We start from the raw sequence: 25606 nt of genomic DNA, 5'->3' as shown, positions 1-25606 counted from the left end.
GCCCGGGGTTGAATAAGTCTTTCAGAGCGGTTCAGGAAAACTGCGACCCAGCCAAGATCTGGAGCCAATAGGAAAATCCCTAACGAACTCGTTTCTCTAGTCCCACTTCCTTCCTGGTGAGGTTTGGTGTCATGCCTGTAACGATGCTCCTGGCTGCTTTGCCAGAAGGCTATGAACTGTTCGACCCACTGGTCGATATTTTGCCGATCATCCCCGTTCTGTTTTTCCTGCTTGCCTTTGTCTGGCAGGCGGCGGTGGGCTTTAAGTAAAGTCCCAGTCGGCTGGAATCGGTAGCTCCGGCTCGCCCCTCTTGCACTCGCGGAGGGGTTAGTTGTCTTTGCAGAATGCCCTGCCCCAGGCTAGTAGCTCTTCTAGAGGAGTCAGAGATCGCGGTCAAGGACACCGGTAATCCAGAGCACTCCTGCCAAGCAGACAAAGTGGGCGAAGGTGACGTTGATATTGGCAGCCAAGAGCAGTACTCCTGTTACCTGGTTGGCCTGGGTGCGGGCGAAAATGCGTGCCAATAGCTCGCCGACTTGGGCTTCCATGCCAATCAAAGCCAGGAACGCTCCAATGAGGCTGACGTAGGTAACCAACTGCAATTGCTTGGGCAAATCGAATTGGCCTGAGGCAGTAGCGGAAGCTGAGCGGCGCTCTGCGTGCAGCAAGTAGCGCCAGTTGAGGAAGAGGCCGGCTGCTAGAGTGAGTAAAGTCAGCAGAGTAAACCAGAAGGCGATAGTAGCCCCCAGCGAGTCATCTCGATAGACGGTATTCTGGCCAATTAAAAAACCAAGCCACAGCAGCAGGGCCGTTGCCCCCAGAACCCCCTGAAACCAGAACCCAAAGCGGCGCGTCAAGCGCAAGCGAGACCGCATGCGCTCAACCGTCGCCCCTCCTAGCTGCGACATGGGTCCGCTCATCCTTCTTCCCCCGCTCTCTATCCGCTTCCAGCCTATCCCCATCCTCTGCCCCCCGTCACCGAAAGGCGCGGCGCAGAAGCCTCTACCTCAAGCTGTGGGGTCATCTAGAAGGCTAGGGCTTGCGATGGGAGTCCCTGCTTTGCAGGCGCAGGATTTCCGCCTCGATGCGTTGTTTGAGCTCTTTTCCTTCTTCAGAGCGAATCCACAAGGTGATGCGGTTATATTCCGGCACGGTCATGCCATGGCGGGTGATGATCTCGGTGGCGGTGCGAATGAACTCCCGCCGGATTTGATCCTTGGTGGCCGGATCCTCGGTAGCCTGAGAGCGCTGCTGGGCTTCCTGCCGGTGGGGCTCCATCTCCAAGACGAGGCGGGCATACTTGGTAACCTGTTCATCGCTTAGAGCTAGGGGAGTGGCAGGGGTTTGGGCTACGGCCAGGGAAACACCCACTAGCGGGATCCAGGTACAAACCCAGATCAAGCCCACCAGCCCTTTCTGGGCCACGCTTGCCAGCGAGAGTGCCGCTCCTCCTTTCCGACCTGCTTGACCAAACACCGCTACTATCTCCCCACCCAATCACTGCGTTGCCGGTGTCGCTGGGATCTTCTCCTAGGTGTAGCTTTTGTCTGCAACCCGCTTCAAGCTACCCAGGCAAGCCACCGCCAGTTGTCGCCGGCGCCTACTTCTTTTGACCAAAAAGTGGCCCTAAGGTTCCTGCTGGTGCCTTGAACAGCCCAGAAGGGGGATAATGAGGGTGGATTGCTGGTTGTGGCTTTATGAACTTGGAGCGTCGCCCGGTTTTCCCTTTCACGGCCATTGTTGGCCAGGAAGAAATGAAGCTGGCCCTGCTCCTCAACGTTATCGATCCCCGCATCGGCGGCGTGCTGATCATGGGGGATCGGGGCACGGGCAAATCCACCACCATCCGCGCCTTGGCCGATCTCCTTCCCCAAATTGAGGTCGTCAAAGGGGATCCCTTCAACAGCCATCCGCGGCAGCGGGATCTGATGAGCGATCAGGTGTGGGAGCGCCTGCAGGCAGGAGAAACCCTGGAAACCACCTGGATCCAGGTGCCGATGGTGGACTTGCCCTTAGGGGCCACCGAAGACCGGGTCTGCGGCACCCTGGATATCGAGCGGGCTCTCTCTCAAGGGGTGAAGGCCTTTGAGCCGGGGCTTCTAGCCAAGGCCAACCGCGGCATCCTCTATGTGGACGAGGTCAACCTCCTGGACGACCACCTGGTGGACGTACTGCTGGATGCGGCGGCCTCCGGCTGGAACACCGTCGAGCGGGAGGGGATCTCCATTCGCCACCCAGCCCGCTTTGTGCTCGTGGGATCCGGCAACCCCGAGGAAGGGGAGCTGCGCCCCCAGCTTCTGGATCGCTTCGGCATGTTTGTCCGCATCGAAACGGTGCGGGATCCGGCCCTGCGAGTGCAGATTGTGGAAGAGCGCAGCCAGTTCGACGCCGATCCCCAGGCTTTCCTGGCCAAATACGCCGATGCCCAGCAGCGCCTGCGGGAGCGCATTGAAAAAGCCCAACACCTATTGCCGCAGGTGGGGATTGATCCCGAATTGCGCTTGAAGATCTCCGGCGTGTGTGCGGCCTTGGAAGTCGACGGGCTGCGGGGAGATATCGTCACCAACCGGGCGGCCAAGGCCCTAGCGGCTCTAGAAGGGCGTACGGAAGTTACTGTTGCCGACATTCGCCGGGTGATTAGCTTGTGCTTGCGCCACCGCCTGCGCAAGGATCCCCTGGAAACTATCGACTCCGGCTACAAGGTCGAGAAGGCCTTTAGCGAGGTGTTTCAGGTGAACCTGGAGAGCGCTGCCTAGCTCTACCCCCAATCCCTCTTCCAGGGGGGAGTTAGGCAAACAGGGTTTCTAGTTTGTTGGCGATGGCAGCAATCCAGGCTTGCTCCTGGCGGCTGAAGCTGCGCGGCCTGTCACTGCCCAAGATAAGGCATCCCTTTTGGCCAATGGGCTGGCAGAGAACCGCCTGGGATCCGGCCGGCAACAGGCCCTCGAACTCGGCGCGGGCGGGGAAAAATCGCAGATCCCCTAGGTAAACCGGCTGCCCCGTCTTCAACACCTGCTGCAGAGTGCCTTGGGGCTGTAGGGAGGGCAACTGGCCAGGGCTAGCTAGGATCCCTCGCTGCAGCAGAGTGCGTCCCTCCACCCAGATCACCACGGTGCGGGCGGCGGTAGTGCTAAGGAGAGTGTGGGAGGCCCAGGCCAGCTCCAGTTTTTCGCGTTCAGACAGGTCGGGATGCCAATCGCAACCTGGACTCCCCTGCAGGGTAGCGGCCTGGGGAGGGCGGGGCTGAACCTGCTGCCACAAAAGGCCAGTTAGGATTAAGACGGCGCTGAGAAAGATCCCCAAGGCGTCAGAGCGGGATTGACTGGCCAGCAGTTCTGGCGTAAAGGCCAGCCGGTTGATGACTAGGAGAATGCTGCCCAAAACGCCTGCCACTAAAGGCAGTCGCCGCAGCCAGCGGTTGGGATCTCGCTTGACCCTCAAAGCAGGAAGAGACGTCTAGCGCTAAGTCCAGTCTAGAGCTACCCAAGGTCTTAGAGGCGGCTCCAGATGCCGAGGCGCTTTTGGCGAGCTCTTTTTTCCAGGCCGCGGAAGTAGCTGTCGTACTTGATGTTGTGGGTGTAGGGGGCGATGCGAGCCAAGCCGTTGCGCACCAGCATGGCGTTCATCTGCTGGCCCTCCAGCCAGACATAGGCTTCCACCAAGCCAGTGGCATCGACGTTGCGCAGCAGCTTATCCCCTTCCAGCTTGACCGTGCGGCGGAGGATGCGCTCACGCATTAGCTCAAGCGCCTGCTGATAAAAAGGATCCTCCTGGGGGCTAAGGCCCTGGATCCCGGCCAGCCGGATCAAGCGCAATTTCTGTTCCCCTTCAATCTGCGCCACCAGCGTGTCGCCATTGACCACGCCCACCACCACTGCCTCGGGGTAGCGATCAAAGTAGTGGTTATCGAAGTAGAAGGGGGTGTCAGGCACAACCCGCCGCTCCCCAAACCCGTGGCCGGGAAGAACAGGCAGGGCTAGGAGCCATCCCAACACCGCCCAGCCAAAAGCCATACGCCGGAACATGCTCTTCCCCCAGGGACACCTAAGGCGTAATGGTAGCGGCAACTCTCAGCTAGGCAACCCCTTGCCAGCCAAGGTTCTCTCATGAATAGGGATTTTGGGTGAGGAACTCCCGATCTAGCGGTAGGGGAGCCACTGGCTGGGTAAGGGTAAACTGACCGCTGGCAATCCACTGTTTGAGGATCTCGGCAACTTGCATCGAGCGGCGCAGGCTGACTAGGGGGGCAGTGCGCACCTTGCGGCCATTGAGGACAATGTAGCCGGATTTGAGCTGGGCATAGCTCACCAGGCCAAAGGTGGGCCGCACCCGCCGGGGGATAGAAAAGTCAATCACGGGCGCCACCAAATCTTTGTCCCGGATGGCAATGGGCTCCAAATCGCTGGGGGAAAGGATGGGGATGGGGATCCCAACCCCTAACATCAAGCTGGGGCCGTAGTTGCGGAAGTAGCAGCCTCGCACCCATTCGGCTTGCATCTGTTTGGCATCGCCAATCAAGGCCAGGGTGGCTGCGGGGCCAATGGGAGTTTGGTTGGGCAGCCGCTTTTGCAGCGGAAAGTGTTGGGTACCTTCCCAAGCTATATAGCCGATGCCGCCCCCCAGAAAGATGCGGCTGCCAATCCCCACCCGGCGCAGGAGAGGATCATTGAGCAGGGGGCATAGCTCGCCGGGATTGGAATAGATGGCGTTGCCCAAGTTGGGCTCCAACAGGCCCAAATAGGTGTACAGCGGCCGATCGCCGCCATTGACGCCGACAATGAAGTTTTGGTAGGCGTTGCGGGGGTTGAACAGGTAGAACTGGTTAAGCTGATCCCGCGTCAGCAAGGTCTCGTAGTCGGCGCGGGGATAGCAGTCGGTTACTTGGCCAATGGCCCGCAGGTGCACCCGCTTGCCGGCAACCAGATCGGCGATGACATGGCCCCCTCCATAGGGCTGATCAGCTTGCTCACTGGGCTGGGCTGCCCCGATGTAGAGATCGACAGCCCCAAAGCCGGCATAGGCGGGCACACCATTTAACCAGGCCTGGCGAATCTTGATTGGGGGATCCGTGTGCCCTAGGTTGAGGATCGCTCCCGAGGACTCCATCGGCTCAAAGGTACCGGTGGTTACCACGTCCACCTGCTCGAAGGCCTCCTCAAGGCTAAGGGTAGCTAGCTTGGCCTTGGCCTCCTGAGCCGTCCACACCCGCACCCGGCCTTGGAGAATCCGCCGGTTAATTTCGTCTAGAGTTCTTTCCATATAACTGCAGGCAGTCCGCGTTCCTTTGGGGCAGCGCTCTCGAATGGCTATCAATAGCTTAGATGGGCAAGAAGGCCTCAGGGAGGCAAGCTGCTAGCGGTGGCGGTAGGGCGTCCCTGGGCAGGGTAGGCCAGGCGGGCCGCCAAACTATCGGGCTTCTTGAGGATCTGGCTAGGCAGCGCGGCTTTCCTCTCCCTCCAGGTGGACTTGCCCTTCCAGCAAAGCCAGGGTTAGCCGGTCAAGGGCCTCCAGATCCAATTCGTCGTAGAACCGTTCTTGGAGGAGATAGCAGATTTGGGATTCTTGTTCGCGGGTGAGGCAGGCACTCTGGAGAACTGATTCGACAATTAGGCGAATGGACATGGGGCAGCGCTCTAACTCAACTACCCCTATGAAATTCAGAAGGAGGAGGAGACAGCCGTGTCCAAGTCAAATGGCCATCCTCAGCCAGGGCCTAGCCAAGCAAGCCCACTGCCGGCAGGGGCAACTCTGCCGCCGCTGCCGCATCCAGCAGCCACAGCAGCCGCCCTCTAGGGTTGACGCTCTGACAGGGCAGGTGGGCCTCCGTCGTCAGCGCCTTTTTGACAATCTCGGCTTTGCTAGCTCCGGCAACCAAAAACACCACCTGGGCCGCTTGGTTTAGGACAGGATAGGTCAGGGTCAGGCGCGGCTCCTCTCCTTTCTGCCCCACGGTTACCCAGCGGTGTTGCACCTGCAGGGCGGCTGTGCCGGGGAACAAGGAAGCCGTATGGCCGTCCTCCCCCACTCCCAGCCAGATGAGATCAAAGGCAGGACATTCGTTGCCGAAAATCCGCCGCAGGGTCGCCTCGTATTCCGCTGCATCTCGCAAGGGATCCCCTGCCTGGGTAGGCATGGGAAAGACCTGCGAGGCAGGAACCCCGACCGTCTCTAGCAGGATCCGCCGTACCATGCCGTAGTTGCTCTCGGGGTGATCCGGGGGAACGTAGCGCTCATCCCCCCAGAACAACCAGGTTTGCTGCCAAGGGATCCCTGGCGTCTGGGTTAAAGCGGCATACAACTTTCGCGGGGTGTTTCCTCCTGCCAAAGCTACCGTAAAGCGACCCCGTTGACGAATGGCCGCCGCAGCCTGCTCCTGCCAGATCTCCACCGCCCGGCGGAAAAGAGCTGCCCCCTCCGGCCAGATTTCCAACTGGAACCCTTGCATCGGTGCCTTCTACTGCCTTAGCCGGGCCAAAGGGATCCCCCTAAGAAGCGACCGCCATCTTCTTGGTTTCCGCCTGGATTTTCTCGTAGAGGGATCGCAGCTTTAGGCCCACAATGACCTGGATGAGCCCGGAGCCGTTGCGGGATCCCGGATATTCGGGGTGCTTGCGCAGAAGCTCTGTCAGCTCGCCGTAATAGCGGGTCGACAGATTGCTCAGGTGGTTCTCGATGTAGATGACCTCCTCCAGCTTGTCGAAGCTGCCGTCAATTTCCAACACCGAGACCGGATGGTCGAAATAGGTGGAGGGGCCGTAGTGTAGGCGAATGCCGGGATAGGAGCAGGTTAGCTTCTTGCCGCACGGGATCCAGTCAATGGTGGAGCCTTCGTCAAACAAATAGACGTGGTCAAAGTACTTCACCCCCTCGCGCTGGATCAGGCGCACCCGCAACACCTTGTGCTCTGGATCCAGCTCTGGCAGAAGCTTAGTGGGCAGCACCTCAATCACCACATCGGCATAGCGCTTCTGCACATCGACGTAGGCCTCGAAATCCGGGCGGCGGGCCTCGATGGAGCGCAGCACATCCTCATAGGTGTGGCCCCGCTCTGCCATGTCCCGCTTAACCTTCCAGGCAACCTTAATTTCCGGCGCCAGATCCAGATAGATCTTAAAGTCCAGCAACTCCCGCACCCGCTCGTCGTACATGGGGTGAAGGCCCTCCAAGACGATGATGGGGCTGGGATCCACCCGCTCAGGGGGGTCGATGGTCCCCGTCTCGTGGTTGTAGATGGGCTTCATCACGCTCTGGCCATTTTTGAGGGCCTTGGCCTGCTCGTACATGAGGTCGAAGTTGTTAGCGCGGGGATCCAGCGCCGTAATGCCCTTTTCCTTGCGCTGTTGGCGATCCAAGGAGTGGTAGTCATCCAGACAAATGGTGGTGATGAGATCCCGGCCAAACAAGTCACTCAGCCGCCGCAAAAACGTGGACTTGCCACAGCCAGAATCTCCAGCAACACCAATCATCACAATGCGTTCGGGACTGCTTGCCATGGGAACTCCTTGGGGATAGGCGGGGCAAAACTGCAAGGAGGCTTCTAAAACTTTATGGCTTTGCATATTACCACAAGACGCTCCACCGCAAGCGAGCCTGAGGCTGGAAAAGCTGGCGCTGGCAGAAGACAAACCATTTCCTGGGCAGTGCAGGCGTTTTTCTGGATGGGCAAGGGAGACGCCGCCAGTTGACAGGGCAAGTTCCCTTCCGCAAAGGCAGCCTGCTAAGGTGTTTGCTGTAGCTACCACTGCCAGGAGCAGATCCCAGTCATGGTTGCCAGCGCCCAAAAACGAGAAGTTGTGGTCAATCTCTACCGCCCCAATGCCCCTCTAGTTGGCCAATGTTTGGAGACCTACTCCCTTGTCGAGGAAGGGGCACCTGGCCTAACCAAGCACATTGTGCTTAGCCTGCCCGATCCCAACTTCCGCTACCTGGAGGGCCAGAGCGTTGGCATTATTCCTCCTGGCGTCGATGCCCAAGGCAAGCCCCACAAGCCCCGACTCTACTCGATAGCCTCCACCCGCTACGGCGACGATGGCGAGGGACGCACGGTTTCCTTGAGCGTGAAGCGGGCCGAATACGTGGATAAGGAAACCGGCCAGCCGGGAGTGGGAGTCTGCTCGGGCTTCCTCACCGATCTCCGAGCTGGGGATGAGGTGATGATCACGGGGCCGGCTGGGAAGACGTTCCTCCTGCCGGAGGATCCAAACGCCAACCTGATCTTGATTGCCACTGGCACGGGCATTGCTCCTTTTCGGGCCTTCATCAAGCATTTGCTCGAGGAGGATCCCAACTACCAAGGCAGGATCTGGCTGTTTTTTGGGGTACCCACCACTTCCAGCCTGCTGTATCGGGGCGACCTGGAAGCCTGGAAAGCTGAGCATGGGGACCGCTTTCGCGTCGACTACGCCATCAGCCGCGAGCAGCAAACCCCCGATGGCAAAAAGATGTATGTGCAAAACCGCATGGCCGAGTACGGCGCCGAGCTGTGGGAGATGCTGCAAAAACCTAACACCTACGTCTACATCTGTGGTCTCAAGGGGATGGAGGATGGCATCAACAGCGTCATGGCTGCCGTAGCCCAACAAGCAGGCCAAGACTGGAGCAGCTTCCAGAAGGAGCTCAAGAAAGCTAGCCGCTGGAACGAGGAAACCTACTAGGGGGTCCTGGAGGTTTCTGGAGCGGCCAAAGCATGCCAAAATGCTGGTATCTAGGCTCCCCAGAGCAAAAGGTTTTCCAGGAGTCCTAAGCTGTGGACGCGCGCTACAATCCCCAGGCCATTGAAAGGAAATGGCAGGCCCACTGGCGTGAAATTGGGTTGGATCGCACGCCAGAGCTAACAGCAGAAAGCCGCAAGTTCTACGCCCTGTCGATGTTCCCCTACCCCAGCGGCAGCCTGCACATGGGGCATGTGCGCAATTACACCATCACGGATGTCATTGCCCGCCACAAGCGGATGCAGGGGTATGCGGTGCTGCACCCCATGGGGTGGGACGCTTTTGGCTTGCCGGCAGAGAACGCCGCCATTGACCGGGGGATCCCGCCGGCCAAGTGGACCTACCAGAACATTGCCCAGATGCGGGATCAACTGCAGCGGCTGGGGCTTTCCTACGACTGGGAGCGGGAGATTACCACCTGCGCCCCCGACTACTACAAATGGACGCAGTGGCTGTTCCTGCAGTTTTTCAAGGCAGGCCTGGCCTACCAGAAGGAAGCGCCAGTGAACTGGGATCCGGTGGACCAGACCGTCTTGGCCAACGAGCAGGTAGATGCGGAAGGGCGCTCCTGGAGATCGGGAGCTCTGGTGGAAAAGCGCCTCCTCAAGCAGTGGTTTCTCAAGATCACGGCCTATGCCGACCAACTGCTGGCTGACCTGGAGAAGCTCTCCGGCTGGCCAGAGCGGGTGCGCACCATGCAGGAGAACTGGATTGGCCAGTCGGTAGGGGCTAGAGTTCTCTTCAAAACCGAAACAGGGGAAGAGCTGCCGGTGTTTACCACCCGGCCTGATACCCTCTGGGGAGCCACCTTTATGGTGCTGGCGCCGGAGCATCCTTTGGTGGAGAAGCTCACCACCCCCGAGCAGCAGGCTGCTGTCAAAGCCTACCAGGCCGAGGCCGCTGCCCGCAGCGAGATCGAGCGCAGCGCTGAGGATCGGGAAAAGACGGGCGTCTGGACGGGCTCCTACGCCATCAACCCCGTCAACCAAGAGCGCATCCCCATCTGGATTGCCGACTACGTGTTGATGGGCTATGGCACAGGGGCCATCATGGCCGTGCCTGCCCACGACCAGCGGGACTTTGAGTTTGCCCGCAAGTTTGGCCTGCCCATCAAGCTGGTGGTGCAGCCGCCTCAGGGTGGGGTGGAGACTGCTGAAGATCTGCAGGCGGCCTGGACAGGGGAGGGGGTGTTGATAAACTCCGGCCCCTTGAACGGAATCCCGGTGGGCAAGGGCCCAGGGCAAAGTGTGGAAAGGGCCATCGCCTGGCTGGAGGAGCAGGGGCTAGGGGAACGGCAGGTCAACTACCGCCTGCGCGACTGGCTCATCTCGCGGCAGCGCTACTGGGGCTGCCCCATCCCGGTCATCCACTGCCCCCATTGCGGCATTGTGCCGGTGCCGGAAGAAGATCTGCCAGTGCTCTTGCCAGAAGATGTAGAGCTGACGGGGCGAGGCGGATCCCCATTAGCCCAACTGGAGGAGTGGGTGAAGGTGAAATGCCCCACCTGTGGCGCAGAGGCCCGCCGGGAAACGGACACCATGGACACCTTCATCTGCTCGTCCTGGTATTTCCTGCGCTTTAGCGATCCCCGCAACGACCGCGAGATCTTCCGCAAGGATCTGGTCAACGCCTGGCTGCCGGTGGATCAGTACGTGGGTGGCATCGAGCACGCTATCTTGCACCTGCTCTACGCCCGCTTTTTCACCAAAGTGCTGCGGGATCTGGGGTTGCTGAATTTCGATGAGCCCTTCTCCCGTCTGCTCACCCAGGGGATGGTGCAGGCGCGCACCTACTACAACCCCAACAAGTCCGGCAAGGATCGCTGGATCCCTACAGCGCTGGTTAAGGATCCCAACGATCCGCGGGATCCCGAAACCGGCGAGCCTCTGCAAGTTATCTACGCTACGATGTCCAAATCCAAGGGCAACGGCGTGGATCCGGAAGAGGTGCTGGCCAACTACGGGGCAGACACGGCCCGCATGTTCATCCTCTTCAAGGCGCCGCCGGAAAAGGACTTGGAATGGGACGATGCCGACGTGGAAGGGCAGTTTCGCTTTCTCAACCGCGTCTGGCGACAGGTGTACGACTTTGTCAGTCGCGGTGGCGGGACGGCGTCCTTGCAGGCCAAGGTCGAGGCGGGATCCCTGACCAAGGCGGAAAGGGATCTGCGCCGCGCCGTCCACACGGCCATCAAGGAAGTCAGTGAGGATCTGGAGGAGTACCAGTTCAACACTGCCATTGCCGAGCTGATGAAGCTGAGCAATGCCCTAGCCGAGGCGGGGATCCCGGACTCGCCAGTTTATGCAGAAGGGATCCGCACCCTGGTCTTGCTCCTGGCGCCCTTTGCCCCCCACATTGCCGAAGAGCTGTGGCAGGCCCTAGGCGGTACCGACTCGGTGCATCGCCAGTCTTGGCCCAGCTACGACCCGGCGGCGCTGGTGGCCGATACGGTCACGATTGTGGTGCAGGTCAACGGCAAGCTGCGCGGCTCCTTTGAAGCCCCTGCCGATGTCACGCCGGAGGAGCAGGAGCGGCTAGCTCTGCAGTCGGAAGCGGCCCAGAAGTATCTCCAAGGGGCGACGCCGAAGAAGGTCGTCGTGGTGCCGAAGAAGCTGGTCAACGTGGTTGTCTAGCTCTCCGTTTGCTCAGGTAACCTCCCCCCCTGCATAGGCAAGACCCAGGAGCAGGGCTTAGGATACTGCCTTGGGGTTTAGTTCTTGTCTGCCTATGCGCAAGCGATGGGTTCTCAAGCCGCAGCAGCTTCCTCTGCTGTGGATGGCCATTCAGCTAGCGGTCGGGATCCCTGCCCTGGCCCACCCCAGCAGCAGCTCTGCCAATCCTCCGGCTGCCCTTGAGGCTGCCACCCAGCGAGTTACCGAAATCCACGGGGGTGCTGGCCCCTGGGCGGTGGTGGGTTATCGCATGGGGATGCGGGCTCTCAAGGAGCTGGGCTTGGCAAGTCCCCTCCCCCCCACCTCCCCAAGTCGCTTTGTGGTGGAAGTCATTCACGAGTCGCCGCTCCAGATTCCCTTTGCCTGCATCGTGGATGGGTTGCACGCCGCCACTGGAGCCAGCTTGGGCAAGCTGAACTTAAAGCTGGTGGAGGTGGACTCCCTGGACAAAATGCGCAGTGTTGTCATCCATCGAGAAACTGGCAAGCGGGTGGAGTTTCAAGTCTTGCCTGGGTTTATTGCTAAGTACCGAGAGCTGCCCCCAGAACGGCTTATGGCAGCGGGGCAAGAAGTTCTTCAAATGGCCGACGAGGCTCTTTTCCGTCTCACGATTAGACCCTAGCGCCGATCCCCCCCAGCAGGATGGGAACTCCGGGGCGGGAGAGATATGATGCCTAGCACGGCTTTCAAATCCGGCGCTGTGCCGCAACTGTGATGGCAGGATGCCCGCCTGCGGCTTCAGCTCAGGGCTTAGAGCCCTTTCGGGTCGCATGGAACAAAGAGCTGACATGAAAAAGACAGTTCTAGGCCTCAGCCTTGGGCTGGGAAGCTGGGTTTTGGGGATCCCAGTCTGGGCGCAAGCAGTCTTGGATACCGGCCTCAGCGCCGAGATTTTGAATCAACCCGTCACCACCCCGTTTCGCCGTCCCGACCTCTTGCGAGAGTCTTCCCGCCCCGTCTATGTCATCACCCGCCAGCAGATGCGCGAGCAAGGGGCAAGAACCGTGCAGGAAGCCCTGCGCTATCTGCCCGGCATCCTCAGCGATGGCACAGCCGGCACCCAGTTGGGAGCCCTCAGCTCTCAGTTCATGCGAGGGGCGCGAACGGCCCAGGTGCTGGTGCTGTTGGATGGCCGCCCCCTCAACGATCTGGGTTTTTTCGGGGGGTTTGACCTCTCCCAAATCACCACCGATGTCGTCGAGCGAATTGAAGTCTCCCCCGGCGGCGGCTCTACCCTGTACGGCTCAGACGCTGTTGGCGGCGTCATCAACATCGTCACGGTGGAGCCCCAGCCAGAAACGGAGACGGTGGTGGAAGCGGCGGTCGGCAGCTATGGCCTCAATGAGCAAGGGATCCAAAGCCGCGGCCAAGGGCAGGAGCTGGGCTGGGTGCTCAGCTACCGTCGCCTGCAGAGCAACAACGACTTTCCCTTTACCATCCGACGGCTGGGCAAGTCGGGCAGGCGGGAAAACTCGGCGGTGGAGTACCACAACTTGCAGGCCAAGCTCACCTGGCAATTGGCCGAAGACCAAGTCCTAACGGCAAACGCCCTCTACCTCAACAAAACCTTCCGCGTGCCCGGCAGCGTAGACTTTCCTTCTCCCGATGCCGAGCAAACCACCAACGACCTGCTGCTGGATCTCAGGTGGCTGTGGACTCAGGAGACAGGCTCCCTGCAAGCTCGGCTCTTTTTGGACGATCTCAACTACCGCTTCAGCGCCCCGCAAAGCCAGGGCTCCCGCGACCTCATCCTGCGCGATAGCTGGGGATCCCAGCTCCAGTATGCTTGGAAAGCCGGCGAAAACCTAGAAGGAGTCCTGGGGGCAGATTATCGCTCTATCTCAGCCCGCAATACAACTTTTTCGCTTGCCAGGGGTTCTACCAATACCAACTACGACGATACGGTTAACCAGGGAGCCCTGTTTGCCCGCCTGGATTACGGCCCAGATCCCCGTTTCCACCTCGACTTAGGCATCCGCCAGGACTTCAGCAGTTTGGCCAGCGGCTCGGCTACCTCGCCTGCTCTGGGGATCCGCTGGGCTTTGGCGGAAGGCACCACCTTGAGGGCCAGCTATGCCGGCAGCTTTCGCACTCCCTTGATCTCGGAATTGTTCTTCCGGCTGCGCGGCTTTTTTGAAGTGGATGGCAACCCCAATCTCCGCCCAGAGCGAGGGGAAAGCTTTGACATTGGCTTAGATCAAGCCTTGGGAGATTTTGGCCTGCTGCGCTTGACTTTGGCCCACAACCGCATCCGCGATGGCATCACCTTTGTCAGCCTTGGGCCGCGCCGAGGAACCTATGAAAATATTGGGCTGGTTGAATATACCGGCCTGGAGGCAGCCTTAGATGTGCGGCTGGGGGAAAACTGGATGCTTTTTGCCAACTACACCCTCAATGATCCCATCATTCGCGCCGCCCTTGACCCAGCTACAGTTGGCAAGCAGCTAGCCTTTGTGGGAGCCGATAGCCTGAACTTAGGCCTGACCTACCGTCACGAGCAAGGCTGGTACAGCTCAATTTTAGTCCATCACATTGGGAGCTTTTTTACCAACAACACCAACACGGAATCCCTACCAGGCTACACCACCGCAGCTTGGCGAGGAGGGATCCCGTTGACTGAGGACCTAAGCCTAGAGATGGGGATCGACAACCTGCTGGATAAGCAGTATGAAGTTTTCCCCGGCTATCCCGGCGTTGGTCGCACGTTGAGGGTGAACTTGCGGGGGCAACTTTAGCAACATCTCAGGTTGTTTTTGAATTCTGGCTAACCATTTGTGGGGTGCTTCTAGTTTGGAAGCAACTGTATGACGATCTCAACCAGAATCTCGACTCAAGCTGAGGCCAAACATTACCTTTGGGTTTGTACCACCTGCGGATCTCGCTGGGTCAACGGCCAAAAAGAAGGGACTAGCAAAGGAGAAATGCTTCTAGCCGCCTTGCAATCGCAGGTGCTCAATCCTCAATTGCAGCTTAAGCCGGTTGCCTGTATGAGCGGCTGCAGCCATGCCTGCGTGATTGCCCTGGCAGCCCCTGGAAAGATGACCTACGTGTTTGGAGATCTCGATCCCCAAGACGTGGAGCCAATCTTGCAGACAGCGGAGCTGTATTTGACAAAGCCCGATGGCGTCCTGCCCTGGGCAGAGCGCCCTCTTAAAAAGGGGGTGATTGCCCGCATTCCACCAGTCCAATAGGAGCAGCCTATGGCCGCTTTCAGTCCCTGGATTACGCCCTTAAACCAAAGTTGGCAGGAGATTTCCCCCACTGGCTGGATAACTCTCTACGAAGGGATCCCGGCTCACATCGACTGTCTTGGGCCGCTGCTCTATGAGCTCTTCCAGGAGCACTGGGCTGAGATCCAAGTGGGCTGTGTGGCCGAGGGAGGAGTGCTGGAAGCGGCCTTTACCAGTCCCCCTGCTCTCTGTGTGCTCTACGACGGCTACTTGACCGTGGCTACCGAAACTTGGCATTTGCATCTGTGTCTAGAGGAGCACCGAGGCGGCCCCTATGGCCGAACCCCCCTAGAACTGCGCCGCAAAAGATTGGTGAGCCGCGCCGCCCTCTATCGCCGCCTCAATCCGCAGCGCCAGCCTCGACAATGGGGAATTCAATTTTGGAACGGGGCAGAGGAATCTCTGCTGCAGATCTTCTTGCCCAGTCCCTTTTTGGGGCCAGGAGAAGACTACCTGCCCGAAAGCAAAGCCAACTACCAAAAGCTCTCCCTCTATGAACGCCTGCGAGCCATTTATGTCGAGGGAAAAGAGCGGATCCCTTACGAGGATAACCCTCTCAAGCGGCCCTACTTGGCGGTTTGCCGCTCCAGCCGCTGTTATCCTTCCCGCAACTATCAACCGGTTGTGGAAGCCCTGCAATCTGCCCTGCAGGAAGCGAATTTAGATATTCGGGTCATTACTTCCGGATGTCTAGAAGTCTGTCAGGAAGGCCCTGTGGTTTTCTACTCTGGCGACCGCACTTGGTACAAGCGGGTTACACCTCCAGTAGCGCGGCAAATTGTCCAGGAGCATCTGCTAAAGAACTGCCCCCTGAAAGCTCACCTTTTTCCCGGAGATTAGCCTATGGTCAGTCTGCAATCCCTTGTGCAGTCCATCCCCAAACCTCGCCCCTGGATCCCGGTTGCCATTTGGCTACGAGCTGCCCAAGACTTGGCCTGTGGCCGATTTTGGCCCAGCCTATTTACCACCATTGGCTGCCTCAGCAACATTGCCTATACCTGTACACTTCCTTTTGTAACCGTTGGCATCATTGCGGGCACTACGTTAACTCGCCAAAGGGCAATGGTTAGCGCCTCGATGATTTGGCTAGCCAACCAAATCTTTGGCTATGTCTGGCACAACTATCCCCGCACGCTTGACTCTTTTGCCTGGGGGGTGGTCTTGGGGATCGGCACGGTGGGGGTGGCCCTGCTAGCCAGCTACCGCCCTCTCTTCTTCCAGCCCCACCCTCCCCGAGCTGGACGATGGCTGTGGAATTATCTCTGGATTCCAGCCATGCTCATCCTGGGTTTTCTTGCTTTTGAAGGGCTGATCTTGGCAGCCGGCCTAGTTTTGGGAGGGACAGAGGGTTTGACCCTACCTATTCTCGGCAAGATCTGGGTGGATAACTGGCTGTGGACGAGCTTTTGGCTTGGGATTCATACTCTTTTGGTGTGGGACAGGGCACTTGACATTCTCCCTGCTATAAAAGGCAGGGATTCTTTCTCAGACAGCAGGATGGCTCCTACCGGCTGAGCTACACAGAGCATGAGGCTGAAACCTCAACCCTGTGGGGGATGCCATAACCCCAACTACTAGGCCAGAGCCCAGATACGTTCTGCGAAGGTTGAGTGCTCCCACCCCGTCGCGATGAAACTCAAACCCACACCCACACCTATACACACGGCCTCTCGGCTTGTTCCTCTTGTTGCAAGCAGGACAGGTTTGAGAGCTGTACCGCTCATCCAGCAGCACAACTTTCATTCCCAGTCGTTCAGCCTTGTAGGTGATGTGGTGCCGAGTTTGGCCATGCAACATCTGGTGGAGCTTTTGGTTCAACCTTGTGCCGTAATCAGCAGACACCCTGATATTCCGAATGTCCCCAATTACAACGGTCTGGACGCCCCTTGCATACAGCGTCGAGACAAGCCTTGTAGTTTGCTTGTGCAAAATATCTCGAATTTGGTGATTTAACCTCGCCAGCTGCTTTCGCCCAGAAGCTAAAACTCTCCTGTAACGCCTTGAGCCACGCCTCTTTCTGGCAAGCAGCCTTGACAGAGTAGATTTCAGCTTGTTCTGGTAGCGGCGCTTGGAACGCAGCAGCCTGCCATTGGCGATGTAGGTGTTCTCCCCATCATGGGCAACGGCAAGGTGAATCTCACCCAGATCCACACCGGCAACACCGCTTTCTTTCCTCTCTTCTTTGGGGCGCGCATCACTCAATTTGTAGCAAGCCCTTAGCTCGTATTGCCTGCCGTCCCAGCCAATTTCTACCCAGACAGGCGTATCCCAAGCCCAAGGAATGACCAAAGGCTCGTTGCCTTTTCCGTTGGACAACCGCAACTTTCCATTTACGACTTTGATGGCTGAAGCTTTCCATTGGATTTTGTAATAGTACCGTCGGCGTCGAGGTGGACGAGCATTGGGATCAGTTTTGCGGCGTTCTCGCCACGACTTTAGGGAGGCAAAGAAACTTTGGACAACAGCATCCGCACTGTGGGCGTGAAGTCTGTTTTCAGGATCACTGGGAAACCAACGCATGAGCGTGGCAGGCTTCAACCACAGCCCTTTCTTGCGGACGACGCGCCAAAAACTGACGAGTGTCTGGGAGTACAGCTCGCCTGCCGCCCTGCTCAAAAGTTGTAGTTGTTCCGAGACTCCCAGCTTGAGCTTGCGGACAAAGTACATGCAAAAAATTGTCTTTCTGCTATCTAAAGCATTATACAAAAAGCCGCTCCCAAGGTCGGGGCTTGAAACCCAGTTTTATTGGTCACTTAGGTTTTCCGCACTAACCCAAATGTTCCAAGCTCAACCTCAGGAAGCTGTGAGACTTCTCTCAATGCCGCTGGCGCCTCAGACCAATTGAGAGTGTTTTTCCGTGCAGCCCTATCGTTCTCAAGCTCTCGAAGGACGCCGCCCTATGGCTGTCGGAGCAGGCTGCCGACGAGGGCCGGGCGAAGAACCGCCTCTTAGTGGAGCTGGCTAGCGGCAAAATCCTCTAAGACCTTCGGGCTTTGGAGCACGACTGTGTAGCCAAGAAATCTGGACACCGCTGCGATGGCGAACTAGCCTAGAGGCAACTTCTCTTTCCATGCTGTTTCGTGGGGTGGGATCCATGCTTAGGCCCAGTCTTTTGCTTTCCGGATCGGCCCTGGTGGGCTTGCTGTCTTGGCTGTGTTTGAACGGCGAATGTGGCTGGCTGGCCTCGCTGCGCAAGGGGCAGACCACGGAAGGTCTCTCTGTGCCCCTCTTGCAGGAAGCTCAGTTGCCGCGATTTGAAGACAAGCCAGGTCCTGAACCTTTGCTTCGGCGGCAAGCTCAATGGCAAGCCCGGGCACGAGAGCTTGAGCAGCGCTCCCAGGCTCATCAACTGCTCCTGCAGCTAGGGCAATTCATCGAGCAGGAGCCAGGAAATGCGCGGCTCTATCTCCAGCGGGCCCAGTACCTCTGGGAGTATTCGCAGGTGGGCGAGCCAGAGCAGCCAGCTGCCGACCATCTAGTGCTCAGGGCTCTGCGGGATCTGGACATTGCCATTGCTTTGGATCCCTATTTGCCTGAGGCTTATTTGCTCAAGGCCAGGATTCAGCGCGAGCATTTTGGAGAGCTGGAGCAGGCTTTGGCAACCTTGTCTCCCTTGGATCGCATTGCCTATCGCAACCCCCAACTCCACTTGTTGCGCTCCCGCATTTGGGCCGAGCAAGGGCATTTGGAATCGGCATTTGATGTAGCTAACCTGGCCATTGAACTAGCCAAACAAAATCAGAACATCGCCGATCTCTTCGATGCCTACCTTCATCGCGGCCTGATGTGGGCGAGCATCTGCAATTTCCAACTGGCCGTTGCCGATTTCAACCGGGCGATTGAGCTGCAGCCGCAGCGGGCTGAAGGGTACTACCACCGGGGCATGGCGCGCGCCTACCAGGGAGAAGACAAGGCTGGCGCTGCTGCGGATCTGGACAGCGCCTTGAGTCTGTGGCGGTCTGCGGGCACGGGATCCCCAAAACTGCTGCAGTATGTGGAGGCGGTGCGGCAAGACCTCTTGCAACAGCCGTAGCCCCGCTTAGCTTGCAACTAGAGAGGGTAAAAAGTTCGGCTGAGGAGGAGAACGGCTTCGCTCCACTTGAGGGAGGGGAGTTGCTGACTTTTTTGGACCTGGGGGTGCCCCTGCGGGGAGCATCCTAGAGGGTTCCTTGCCCTCTCCTGCCAGTGGCTCTGGGGAAGCCGACCTCCTGACGCAGTCAGACGGTTCTGAGAAATTGCCGCGGCTGGCCGAACGTAGTCCTCGATGAGGCGGCTTTGCTCACTCGGATAGCGCCCAAGATCCCGGCCTCAGCCTTCCCCAGGCCCAGTCTTGGCTGGGTCGAGAGAAGCTGCCGGATCTTGCCGATCTCGCTCGGATAGCGGCTCAGAGAGATCCAGAGGGTTGAAGCGGTTCATCGCCGCCCTCAATCCTTCTTGCAAGCAACACTCCACTGCCTCCACTGCTGCCCTTAGAACCCGCTCCAGCACTGCCTGCTCAGTAGGTTCAAACCTTCCCAAAACATGCCCAACCATGTCTTGGTTGCCCTTGGGCCTGCCCACGCCCAGGCGCAAGCGAGGGAAGGCTTCGCTGCCCAGGTGCTGAATGACAGACTTCATGCCGTTATGCCCGCCGGCGGAGCCAGATCCCCGCAGTCGCAGGCGACCCAGAGGCAAGTCTGCATCATCGTAGACCACCAGCACCGACCTGGGATCCAACTTGTACCAATCCAGGACTGCCCGCACTGCCTCGCCAGAGCGATTCATATAAGTCGCCGGCTTGAGCAGGCGCCGCTTGCCCCCTAGGGCAAAACCTTCTCCGTAGCTGCCTTGGAACTGCTTTTCCAGAGCTAATGGGATCCCCCAGCGCTCTGCCAACCGATCCACCACCATAAAGCCGCAGTTGTGGCGGGTGTTGGCATACTGCGGGCCAGGATTGCCTAGGCCAACGATGAGCTGGAGGGCAACCTCATCTAGCTGCTGGGTCTTGACCTGGGTCACAGCGTCTCTCGCTGCCATAGGTAAACAAGGTAGGGTAGCAGAGTTACTTTGGATTGGCGACCCCCAGCCTCCCAACTTGGAGCAGGGGCAGGATCCCTGCTAGCGCTCCAATCCCGCTTCCTTGGGAACACTCGTAACCCACTGGAGGATCAGGTTATGTCCCATGGGCCTTCCGCCTTCGATCTCTCTCTTGCTCTTGGCGAAGCCGAATTTGAGGCTGCTGCTGCCTTGCGCCTGAGTCAGCGGCTGATCCAAGTGGGGATCGCCCTTTCTTCGGAAACGGATTTAAGGCGCCTGCTGGAACTGATTGTCGCCCAAGCCCGCGAGCTGACCTGCTGTGATGGCGCTAGCCTGTTCATCCGGGAGGGAGAAGAGTTGCGCTTTTTCGTGGTCAACCGCAACGAGGAGCTGCAGGATCTGCGCCTGCCCCTTGCTCCTTCCAGCATTGTGGGCTATGTGGTGCTCACGGGGGAGAGCTTGAATCTGCCGGACGTCTATCGCTTGCCAGCGGGCTTGCCCTATGCCTTTAACTCCCAAGTCGATCAGCAGACCGGCTACCGCACCCGCTCTTTGCTCACGGTGCCGATGCGGGATCCCTCAGGAAATATCCTTGGCGCCCTGCAACTCTTGAACCGTCTCAGGCCGGATCGCCCTGCCAACCTAGCGCCCAACCAGGTGGCTGACTGGAGTCAGCCGTTTTCTGAGCTGGAAGTCCGGGTGGCAGAAGCCCTGGCTTCCCAGGCGGCGGTTGCCTATCAAAATGTGCGCTTGCGGGAAGAGCTGAAAGCCGCTCACCTGGAAACGATTTTCTGTCTAGCCCAGGCTGCCGAATACCGGGATCAGGACACCTCTTTTCACCTCAAGCGGATGAGCCACTACTCCCGCAGCATTGCCAAACAGTTGGGCCTCTCCAGCCATGAACAAGAGCTGATCTTCTATGCCAGCCCCCTGCACGATGTGGGCAAAATCGGGATCCCGGATGCCATCTTGCGGAAGCCAGGCCCCCTCACCCCCGAAGAGCGCCTGATTATGAACCGCCACCCCGAGATTGGCTACGAGATCCTCAGTAAATCGGACTCGGAGCTGATGAAAAAAAGCGCCATCATTGCCCTCACCCACCACGAGAAGTTTGATGGCAGCGGCTACCCGCGGGGCCTTAGGGGAGAAGAGATCCCGCTAGAAGGGCGGATTGTGGCCTTAGCCGACGTGTTCGACGCTTTAGCTAGCCGCCGCCCCTACAAAGAAGCTTGGGATCTGTCAGATATCTTTCGCTTCGTGGAAAGCCAAAGCGGTAGCCACTTCGATCCCCAAGTGGTGGCAGCTTTTAACCGTGGCCGCAGTGAAATTCTAGAGATCTACCACCGCTACCAAGAGCCTCGCTAAGCTCAGATCGCTTCAGCCCCTGGGGTTGGGACAGCTCCCTTGCCCGTCCGTAAAAACCACAAAAAAGAGTCTCCTTCCGTATAACCCCGGACAGAGCTGTAGTCAGGAAACCAGATCCCAAGTCAAACTAAAGGTAACTAGACCCTCCTTTTGCTGGGCCTTTGAAAAGCCGAGGAGAGGTAGGTCCCTGTTTTCCTCTATACATAGCACACTATTGACCACTTGTCTCTACCGAGCCTGTGCTGAGGATCCCTAGGATGACTACCCTGACGAATCCGCCCACTCCCCCCCTGTCGATCCACACCAAGCTGCGCGATCTGGCGCTAGTGGACTTTCAGGTAGGTGAGTCCACCCCCTGCGAGAACGTGGTGCGCCGCCTGGAAGACGACCCCACCCTTTCAGGGGTAGTCGTGTTGGACGAGCAGTCGCAGCTGCGGGGGATGCTGACTCGGCGTGCCATTTTGGAGTGGATGCTGAGCAAACCCTATGGCCTGGAGGTGTTTTCGAAGCGGCCCATCAGCTCCCTAGCAGAGTTCCAGGGCCAGGGTTTTCTCCTTTTGCCCGGCGACTGCGATGTCATTGAGGCGGCCAGCCAGGCTTTCCGGCGGCCCCAGGAGACTATCTACGACCCGGTGGTGGTAGAAGTCGGCCCCCAAGACTATCGCCTTTTGGATGTGCCGGTGTTGTTGGTGGCTCAGTCCCAGGTACATCTAGCCACCCAGCGGAAGCTCGAAGAACAGCAGGAGGAGATGAAACGGATCCTGGCCGAGCTGGAGCAGGAGAAAAACCGCAGCCTCCAGTATGCCCGCGATCTGGAGCGGCAGAAAGCCGAGATCCTCAGACAGAACATTGCTTTGGAGCAAGAGCGGCGCCGGGCCCAGCAGCGCTCGGAAGAACTGGCCCGCCTCAACGCTCGCCTCATCCAGATCAGCTCGGTGCTCTCGGAGAAGAGCGAATCCACCTTTGCCGCCACCTTTGCTGGGGTAGAGGCGGTGCGCCGCCTATTTCAGGAAATTGCCGACAGCAATCAGGAGCTATCCCGCGAGCTCGAAGAAATCAACACCATCGTCGACGTGATCGTAGAGGTGGCGGGCTACATTCGTCTGCTCTCCTTCAACGCGGCTGTAGAGGCCAACCGCAGCGGTGGGGGCGGGGGTTTTGGCGCCATTGCCCAGGAGATCCGCAAGTTGGCGGGGCGCACTACCGAGGCCAGCAACCGCATCCGCGGCCTGGCAGATCGCATCCAACGCCAAAGCCAAGCCACCCTGCAATCGGCCCAGGCCAGCGCCGAGGTGGTGCAATCCCTCTACCAGCAAGCCCAGTCGGCCCAGGTGGCCCTGGAGGAGTTGCAAGCTTTGTTGGAGCAAGCTCGGATTTAGTCTGAATACGATAGATAGCTACCTCCTTCTGGAGGTCGGGAAGTTAAGATGAGATTCTGGACGGGGTCCAAAAGTATGAGACAGTGTTCGTAAACCTATGGAACTGGCCGAGCTGAAACGCAGCCTAGAAGCGCTCACCGCGCGCCTGAGCACTGCTCAGGACTACCTTTGACCTGCCTTACCTGGAACAGCAGATCGCCATTCTGGAGCAGGAAGCCTCCCAGCCGCAATTTTGGAACGATGTGGAGGCAGCTAGGAGCCACCTAAAGCAGCTCAACAGCCTCAAGGCCTCCTGGGAGCAGGTCCACCGCTGGAAAGCCCGCCTGGAAGAGGTCGCCACTGCCCTGGAGCTCCTGCAAGAAGAAGCCGATTCGGAGCTCTTGGCCGAGACAGCGGGATCTCTAGCCGCGGTGGAGCGAGAGTTGAGCCAATGGGAGCTGCAGCAACTGCTTTCAGGGCCCTACGACAAAAACGGCGCCGTCCTCACCATCACTGCTGGAGCCGGAGGAACCGATGCCCAGGACTGGGCGGCGATGCTGCTGAGGATGTACACCCGCTGGGCAGAGAACCAGGGCTACAAGGTTACCCTTTCGGACTACTCGGAAGGGGCAGAGGCGGGCATCAAGTCAGCCACGCTGTTGATTGAGGGGCCCTATGCCTACGGGTATCTTTCCGCGGAGAAGGGCAACCACCGCATGGAGCGCATCAGCCCCTTCAACGCCAACGGCAAGCGCCAGACTAGCTTTGCCGGCGTTGAGGTCATGCCCATCCTCGAGGAAGAGAACGAGTTTGAGCTGCGGATGGAGGATCTGGAGTTCGAGACCTGCCGTTCGGGAGGGGCAGGAGGCCAAAACGTCAACAAGGTGGAAACGGCGGTGCGGGTTATCCACAAGCCCACCGGCATTGCCGTGCGCTGCAGCGAGGAGCGTTCCCAACTGCAAAACAAGGAGCGGGCCATCCAGATCCTCAAGGCAAAGCTCCTCGAAATCGAGGAGGAAAAGCGCCGGCAAAAGTTGGCTGAGATCCGCGGCGAGATCGTGACCCAGGGCTTTGGGGGTCGGATTCGCACCTACACCTTCGATCCCTACAAGTTAATCAAAGACCACCGCACCAACGCCGAAACCACCAACGTCGAGGCGTTTATGAACGGCGAGCCGGAGGAGCTGATGCACTTCATCCAGGCCTACCTACGGCAGGAACACGCCAAGCAAGCCGCCGCAGTCTAGGGCTGGCTGTGGCGCTCCCACACCGCTTGCATCCAAGCGGCCCGCTCGTGGGGCGAGAGCTTGAGCAGGTCCAGGGGATCCCCCTCCTGGAAAAGCTCCCCCACCCCCCATCCCACGGCCCTGGGGCAGGCGGTTTTTGCTTGCAGGGATCCCGCCCAAGCTAGCCCATGCCAAGCGCCGATAGGGGTTTCTAGGGCTGAGGAGAACGCGAGATCCAACCCCGGGTGTTGGCTGAGGTAGTCTCTAAGGGCAAGACCCGATCCCATCAAAGAGGGTTTGACCACCAGGATCCCTTGCCAGCCCGAGCGGTGGACAGCTTGCAACTGCTCCAGGCCGACCACCGACTCATCCAGGGCAATGGGGGTTTGAAACTCGCGGCTAAGTTGGACTAAGTCAGCGTACTGCTCTGGCGGCAAAGGCTGCTCGAAGAACTCGATCTTGCCCGGCCACTCCCGATTGATCCGGTCGCAGAGAGCCAGCCACTGCCGCGCCTCTGCTAGAGTCAAGCCGCCGTTGGCATCTAGCCGCAGCCGGGATCCCGCAGGCAACCGCTCCAGCCAGCTTTCTAGCTTCTTCCGCTCCGCTGCGAAGGGATCCATTCCCACCTTGCCCTTGTAAACTGGGTAGGAGCCGGAGGGGGTATCCTTCCCCAAAAGCCCACAAAAGGAAAGACCGGAGAGATCCCTATCTAGCCAGCCAGGATCCCGACAGGCCAGCCAGGCGCATTCCAGCCCAAAGCGGGTAGCAGGCAGCGCTGCCGGGATCTCCTTGATCTGCGCCTCCGAGAGCTCAGCCGGCAACTGCCGACAAAAGGCCAGGGCCTCCTCGAGGGTCTCACTGCCCAGCCAAGGAATGGGGGCTACCTCCCCGTAGCCCTGCTGCCCTGTCTCCAGGTCTGTCAGGCGGATTAGGATCCCTTCGCGGGTAGACCAGAGACCGTAGCGGGTGCGCAGGGGCTGCCGGAAAGGTTGCCGATAGCAGCAAACTTCAAGGCGGGCCAGCAATTTTCCAATCTCTGGGGATCCTAACCGAGAGCCATCTTACAGGCAGCAGAGCTGGGGTAGGTGCTAGTCCGATTTAGCGGCTAAAGCGAAGGTTTCTCCGGGAGGCACCCATGAAGGAGCGCACTCCAGAGAGGCGAAGGCGCTTGGAGGAGGTTTTAAGGCGGAGGCAGCCGGATCTCACGGTGCTTCTAGAGAACGTCCACAAACCCCACAATCTTTCCGCCATCCTGCGCACCTGCGATGCTGTGGGGGTGCTCAGAGTTCACGCCGTGAACCCCACGGAGGGTGTACCCACTTTCAACGAGACCAGCAGCGGCAGCCACAAGTGGGTCTACCTCAAGGTTCACCCCACCACGGAAGAGGCCTTCCAGCACCTCCGGGAAGAAGGCTTCCAAATCTATGCCACTGCCCTGAAGGAGGGGGCCCGCAGCTACCGGCAGGTGGACTACACCAAGCCCACCGCCATCGTCTTGGGAGCGGAGAAGTGGGGGGTTTCTGAGCAGGCCTTGGCCCTGGCTGACGCGCTCATCCACATCCCCATGCTGGGCATGGTGCAGAGCCTAAATGTCTCGGTGGCAGCAGCCGTGATTCTCTTTGAGGCTCAAAGACAAAGGCTCGAAGCAGGGCTTTACGACGCACCCCGCCTGGATCCCGAACTTTACCAGCAGATTTTGGAGGACTGGCTTATGAAGTAAATTTCCAAGGATCCCTCCGCAAAGCCCAGCAGGACAAGGAAGGCAAGGCTACTTTGCCCCCAGCTAGTCGCAAAGGGCGCTTGCAAAAGGGTTGCTGCCGTTTGGGTGCATAGACGGAGTTCTCCCGCAGACAGGCAACCAGCGGCAAAGGGGTGGTTTAATGTAGAGACTAGTGAGCAGCAGTTGCCCCCTATGCCGGAGACTTTCCTCTACAGCGCCTTGCGTGCCGCCCTTGACGAAGAAATGGCCCGGGATCCCAACGTGTTTGTTTTGGGAGAAGATGTAGGCCACTACGGCGGCTCCTACAA

General features: G+C 59.0%; 25 protein-coding genes. 14 read left to right on the top strand and 11 right to left on the bottom strand.

The window, feature by feature from the left end; all coding sequences use genetic code 11:
- Positions 1-131 precede the first annotated feature (131 nt).
- On the top strand, positions 132-269 hold the full coding sequence (locus NW814_RS01955) for a photosystem II reaction center protein K (protein WP_414396163.1): 138 nt from the start codon (positions 132-134) through the stop codon (positions 267-269).
- Positions 270-380: 111 nt separating this feature from the next.
- On the opposite strand, the gene NW814_RS01950 is transcribed toward NW814_RS01955, so the two are convergent.
- Together NW814_RS01950 and NW814_RS01945 are read right to left on the bottom strand one after the other, a co-directional pair.
- A complete protein-coding gene (locus NW814_RS01950) occupies positions 381-920 on the bottom strand; it encodes a DUF3611 family protein (protein ID WP_414405007.1) in 540 nt (179 codons plus the stop codon).
- 112 nt (positions 921-1032) lie between these two features.
- Positions 1033-1425, bottom strand: a complete 393-nt coding sequence (locus NW814_RS01945; RefSeq protein ID WP_414405006.1) for a DUF4168 domain-containing protein — start codon at positions 1423-1425, stop codon at positions 1033-1035.
- 272 nt (positions 1426-1697) lie between these two features.
- Here NW814_RS01945 and bchI point away from each other — a divergent pair, with 272 nt between their 5' ends.
- Complete coding sequence (bchI, locus tag NW814_RS01940; protein ID WP_414405005.1) at positions 1698-2756, top strand: magnesium chelatase ATPase subunit I; 1059 nt, start codon at positions 1698-1700, stop codon at positions 2754-2756.
- A gap of 31 nt (positions 2757-2787) precedes the next feature.
- Here the strand turns inward: bchI and NW814_RS01935 are convergent, their stop codons facing one another.
- From NW814_RS01935 to NW814_RS01910, 6 genes are all read right to left on the bottom strand, one after another.
- Entirely contained in the window at positions 2788-3441 is a 654-nt protein-coding gene (locus NW814_RS01935) for a cofactor assembly of complex C subunit B (protein ID WP_414405004.1), read from the bottom strand.
- Between the two features lie 50 nt (positions 3442-3491).
- On the bottom strand, positions 3492-4025 hold the full coding sequence (locus NW814_RS01930) for a thermonuclease family protein (protein ID WP_414405003.1): 534 nt from the start codon (positions 4023-4025) through the stop codon (positions 3492-3494).
- A 79-nt stretch (positions 4026-4104) separates the two neighbouring features.
- Positions 4105-5259, bottom strand: a complete 1155-nt coding sequence (locus NW814_RS01925; protein ID WP_414405002.1) for a homocysteine biosynthesis protein — start codon at positions 5257-5259, stop codon at positions 4105-4107.
- 171 nt (positions 5260-5430) lie between these two features.
- Positions 5431-5622, bottom strand: coding sequence for a hypothetical protein (locus NW814_RS01920; RefSeq protein ID WP_414405001.1), 192 nt, complete (start codon positions 5620-5622; stop codon positions 5431-5433).
- Positions 5623-5713: 91 nt separating this feature from the next.
- Entirely contained in the window at positions 5714-6445 is a 732-nt protein-coding gene (gene pgl, locus NW814_RS01915; RefSeq protein ID WP_414405000.1) for a 6-phosphogluconolactonase, read from the bottom strand.
- Between the two features lie 40 nt (positions 6446-6485).
- Positions 6486-7493 carry a phosphoribulokinase gene (locus tag NW814_RS01910; protein ID WP_414396180.1) on the bottom strand — a complete coding sequence of 336 codons (1008 nt, stop codon included), beginning with the start codon at positions 7491-7493 and terminating at the stop codon, positions 6486-6488.
- A gap of 270 nt (positions 7494-7763) precedes the next feature.
- On the opposite strand from NW814_RS01910, the gene NW814_RS01905 reads away from it, so the two are divergent.
- From NW814_RS01905 to NW814_RS01875, 7 genes are all read left to right on the top strand, one after another.
- Positions 7764-8654, top strand: coding sequence for a ferredoxin--NADP(+) reductase (locus tag NW814_RS01905; protein ID WP_414396182.1), 891 nt, complete (start codon positions 7764-7766; stop codon positions 8652-8654).
- Positions 8655-8746: 92 nt separating this feature from the next.
- On the top strand, positions 8747-11344 hold the full coding sequence (gene leuS / locus NW814_RS01900; protein WP_414404999.1) for a leucine--tRNA ligase: 2598 nt from the start codon (positions 8747-8749) through the stop codon (positions 11342-11344).
- 70 nt (positions 11345-11414) lie between these two features.
- Complete coding sequence (locus NW814_RS01895; protein ID WP_414404998.1) at positions 11415-12005, top strand: formylmethanofuran dehydrogenase subunit E family protein; 591 nt, start codon at positions 11415-11417, stop codon at positions 12003-12005.
- A 166-nt stretch (positions 12006-12171) separates the two neighbouring features.
- On the top strand, positions 12172-14118 hold the full coding sequence (locus NW814_RS01890; RefSeq protein WP_414404997.1) for a TonB-dependent receptor plug domain-containing protein: 1947 nt from the start codon (positions 12172-12174) through the stop codon (positions 14116-14118).
- A 69-nt stretch (positions 14119-14187) separates the two neighbouring features.
- Entirely contained in the window at positions 14188-14574 is a 387-nt protein-coding gene (locus NW814_RS01885; protein WP_099812174.1) for a DUF1636 domain-containing protein, read from the top strand.
- Positions 14575-14583: 9 nt separating this feature from the next.
- On the top strand, positions 14584-15453 hold the full coding sequence (locus NW814_RS01880; RefSeq protein ID WP_414396189.1) for a (2Fe-2S) ferredoxin domain-containing protein: 870 nt from the start codon (positions 14584-14586) through the stop codon (positions 15451-15453).
- Between the two features lie 3 nt (positions 15454-15456).
- A complete protein-coding gene (locus NW814_RS01875) occupies positions 15457-16128 on the top strand; it encodes a hypothetical protein (protein WP_414404996.1) in 672 nt (223 codons plus the stop codon).
- On the opposite strand, the gene NW814_RS01870 is transcribed toward NW814_RS01875, so the two are convergent.
- Complete coding sequence (locus tag NW814_RS01870; RefSeq protein ID WP_414404995.1) at positions 16099-17280, bottom strand: RNA-guided endonuclease InsQ/TnpB family protein; 1182 nt, start codon at positions 17278-17280, stop codon at positions 16099-16101. The genes NW814_RS01875 and NW814_RS01870 overlap by 30 nt on opposite strands.
- A gap of 403 nt (positions 17281-17683) precedes the next feature.
- Between NW814_RS01870 and NW814_RS01865 the strand changes: the two genes are divergently transcribed.
- Positions 17684-18646, top strand: a complete 963-nt coding sequence (locus NW814_RS01865; protein WP_414404994.1) for a hypothetical protein — start codon at positions 17684-17686, stop codon at positions 18644-18646.
- A 275-nt stretch (positions 18647-18921) separates the two neighbouring features.
- Here the strand turns inward: NW814_RS01865 and pth are convergent, their stop codons facing one another.
- Positions 18922-19611, bottom strand: a complete 690-nt coding sequence (pth, locus tag NW814_RS01860) for an aminoacyl-tRNA hydrolase (protein WP_414404993.1) — start codon at positions 19609-19611, stop codon at positions 18922-18924.
- A 156-nt stretch (positions 19612-19767) separates the two neighbouring features.
- On the opposite strand from pth, the gene NW814_RS01855 reads away from it, so the two are divergent.
- The 3 genes from NW814_RS01855 (at position 19768) to prfB (ending at position 23599) form a co-directional block, all read left to right on the top strand.
- A complete protein-coding gene (locus NW814_RS01855) occupies positions 19768-20994 on the top strand; it encodes an HD domain-containing phosphohydrolase (RefSeq protein ID WP_414404992.1) in 1227 nt (408 codons plus the stop codon).
- 257 nt (positions 20995-21251) lie between these two features.
- Positions 21252-22373 carry a methyl-accepting chemotaxis protein gene (locus NW814_RS01850; protein ID WP_414404991.1) on the top strand — a complete coding sequence of 374 codons (1122 nt, stop codon included), beginning with the start codon at positions 21252-21254 and terminating at the stop codon, positions 22371-22373.
- Positions 22374-22470: 97 nt separating this feature from the next.
- Positions 22471-23599, top strand: a protein-coding gene (gene prfB, locus NW814_RS01845) for a peptide chain release factor 2 (protein ID WP_414404990.1) whose coding sequence is annotated in 2 segments (ribosomal slippage) — positions 22471-22542 and positions 22544-23599 — 1128 coding nt in all. Because the reading frame shifts where the segments join, the coding sequence is not laid out codon by codon here.
- Here the strand turns inward: prfB and NW814_RS01840 are convergent.
- Entirely contained in the window at positions 23596-24603 is a 1008-nt protein-coding gene (locus tag NW814_RS01840) for an o-succinylbenzoate synthase (protein ID WP_414404989.1), read from the bottom strand. The two genes, prfB and NW814_RS01840, sit on opposite strands and share 4 nt — an antisense overlap.
- Before the next feature lie 110 nt (positions 24604-24713).
- Between NW814_RS01840 and trmH the strand changes: the two genes are divergently transcribed.
- Positions 24714-25298 carry a tRNA (guanosine(18)-2'-O)-methyltransferase TrmH gene (gene trmH, locus NW814_RS01835; RefSeq protein WP_414404988.1) on the top strand — a complete coding sequence of 195 codons (585 nt, stop codon included), beginning with the start codon at positions 24714-24716 and terminating at the stop codon, positions 25296-25298.
- Positions 25299-25606: the final 308 nt, after the last annotated feature.

Origin of the sequence: Synechococcus sp. R65.1 (assembly GCF_047461755.1) — a bacterium.
GTDB lineage: Bacteria > Cyanobacteriota > Cyanobacteriia > Thermostichales > Thermostichaceae > Thermostichus.
The sequence above is the reverse complement of the archived record's forward strand: the minus strand, read 5'-3'. Positions and strand labels throughout refer to the sequence as shown.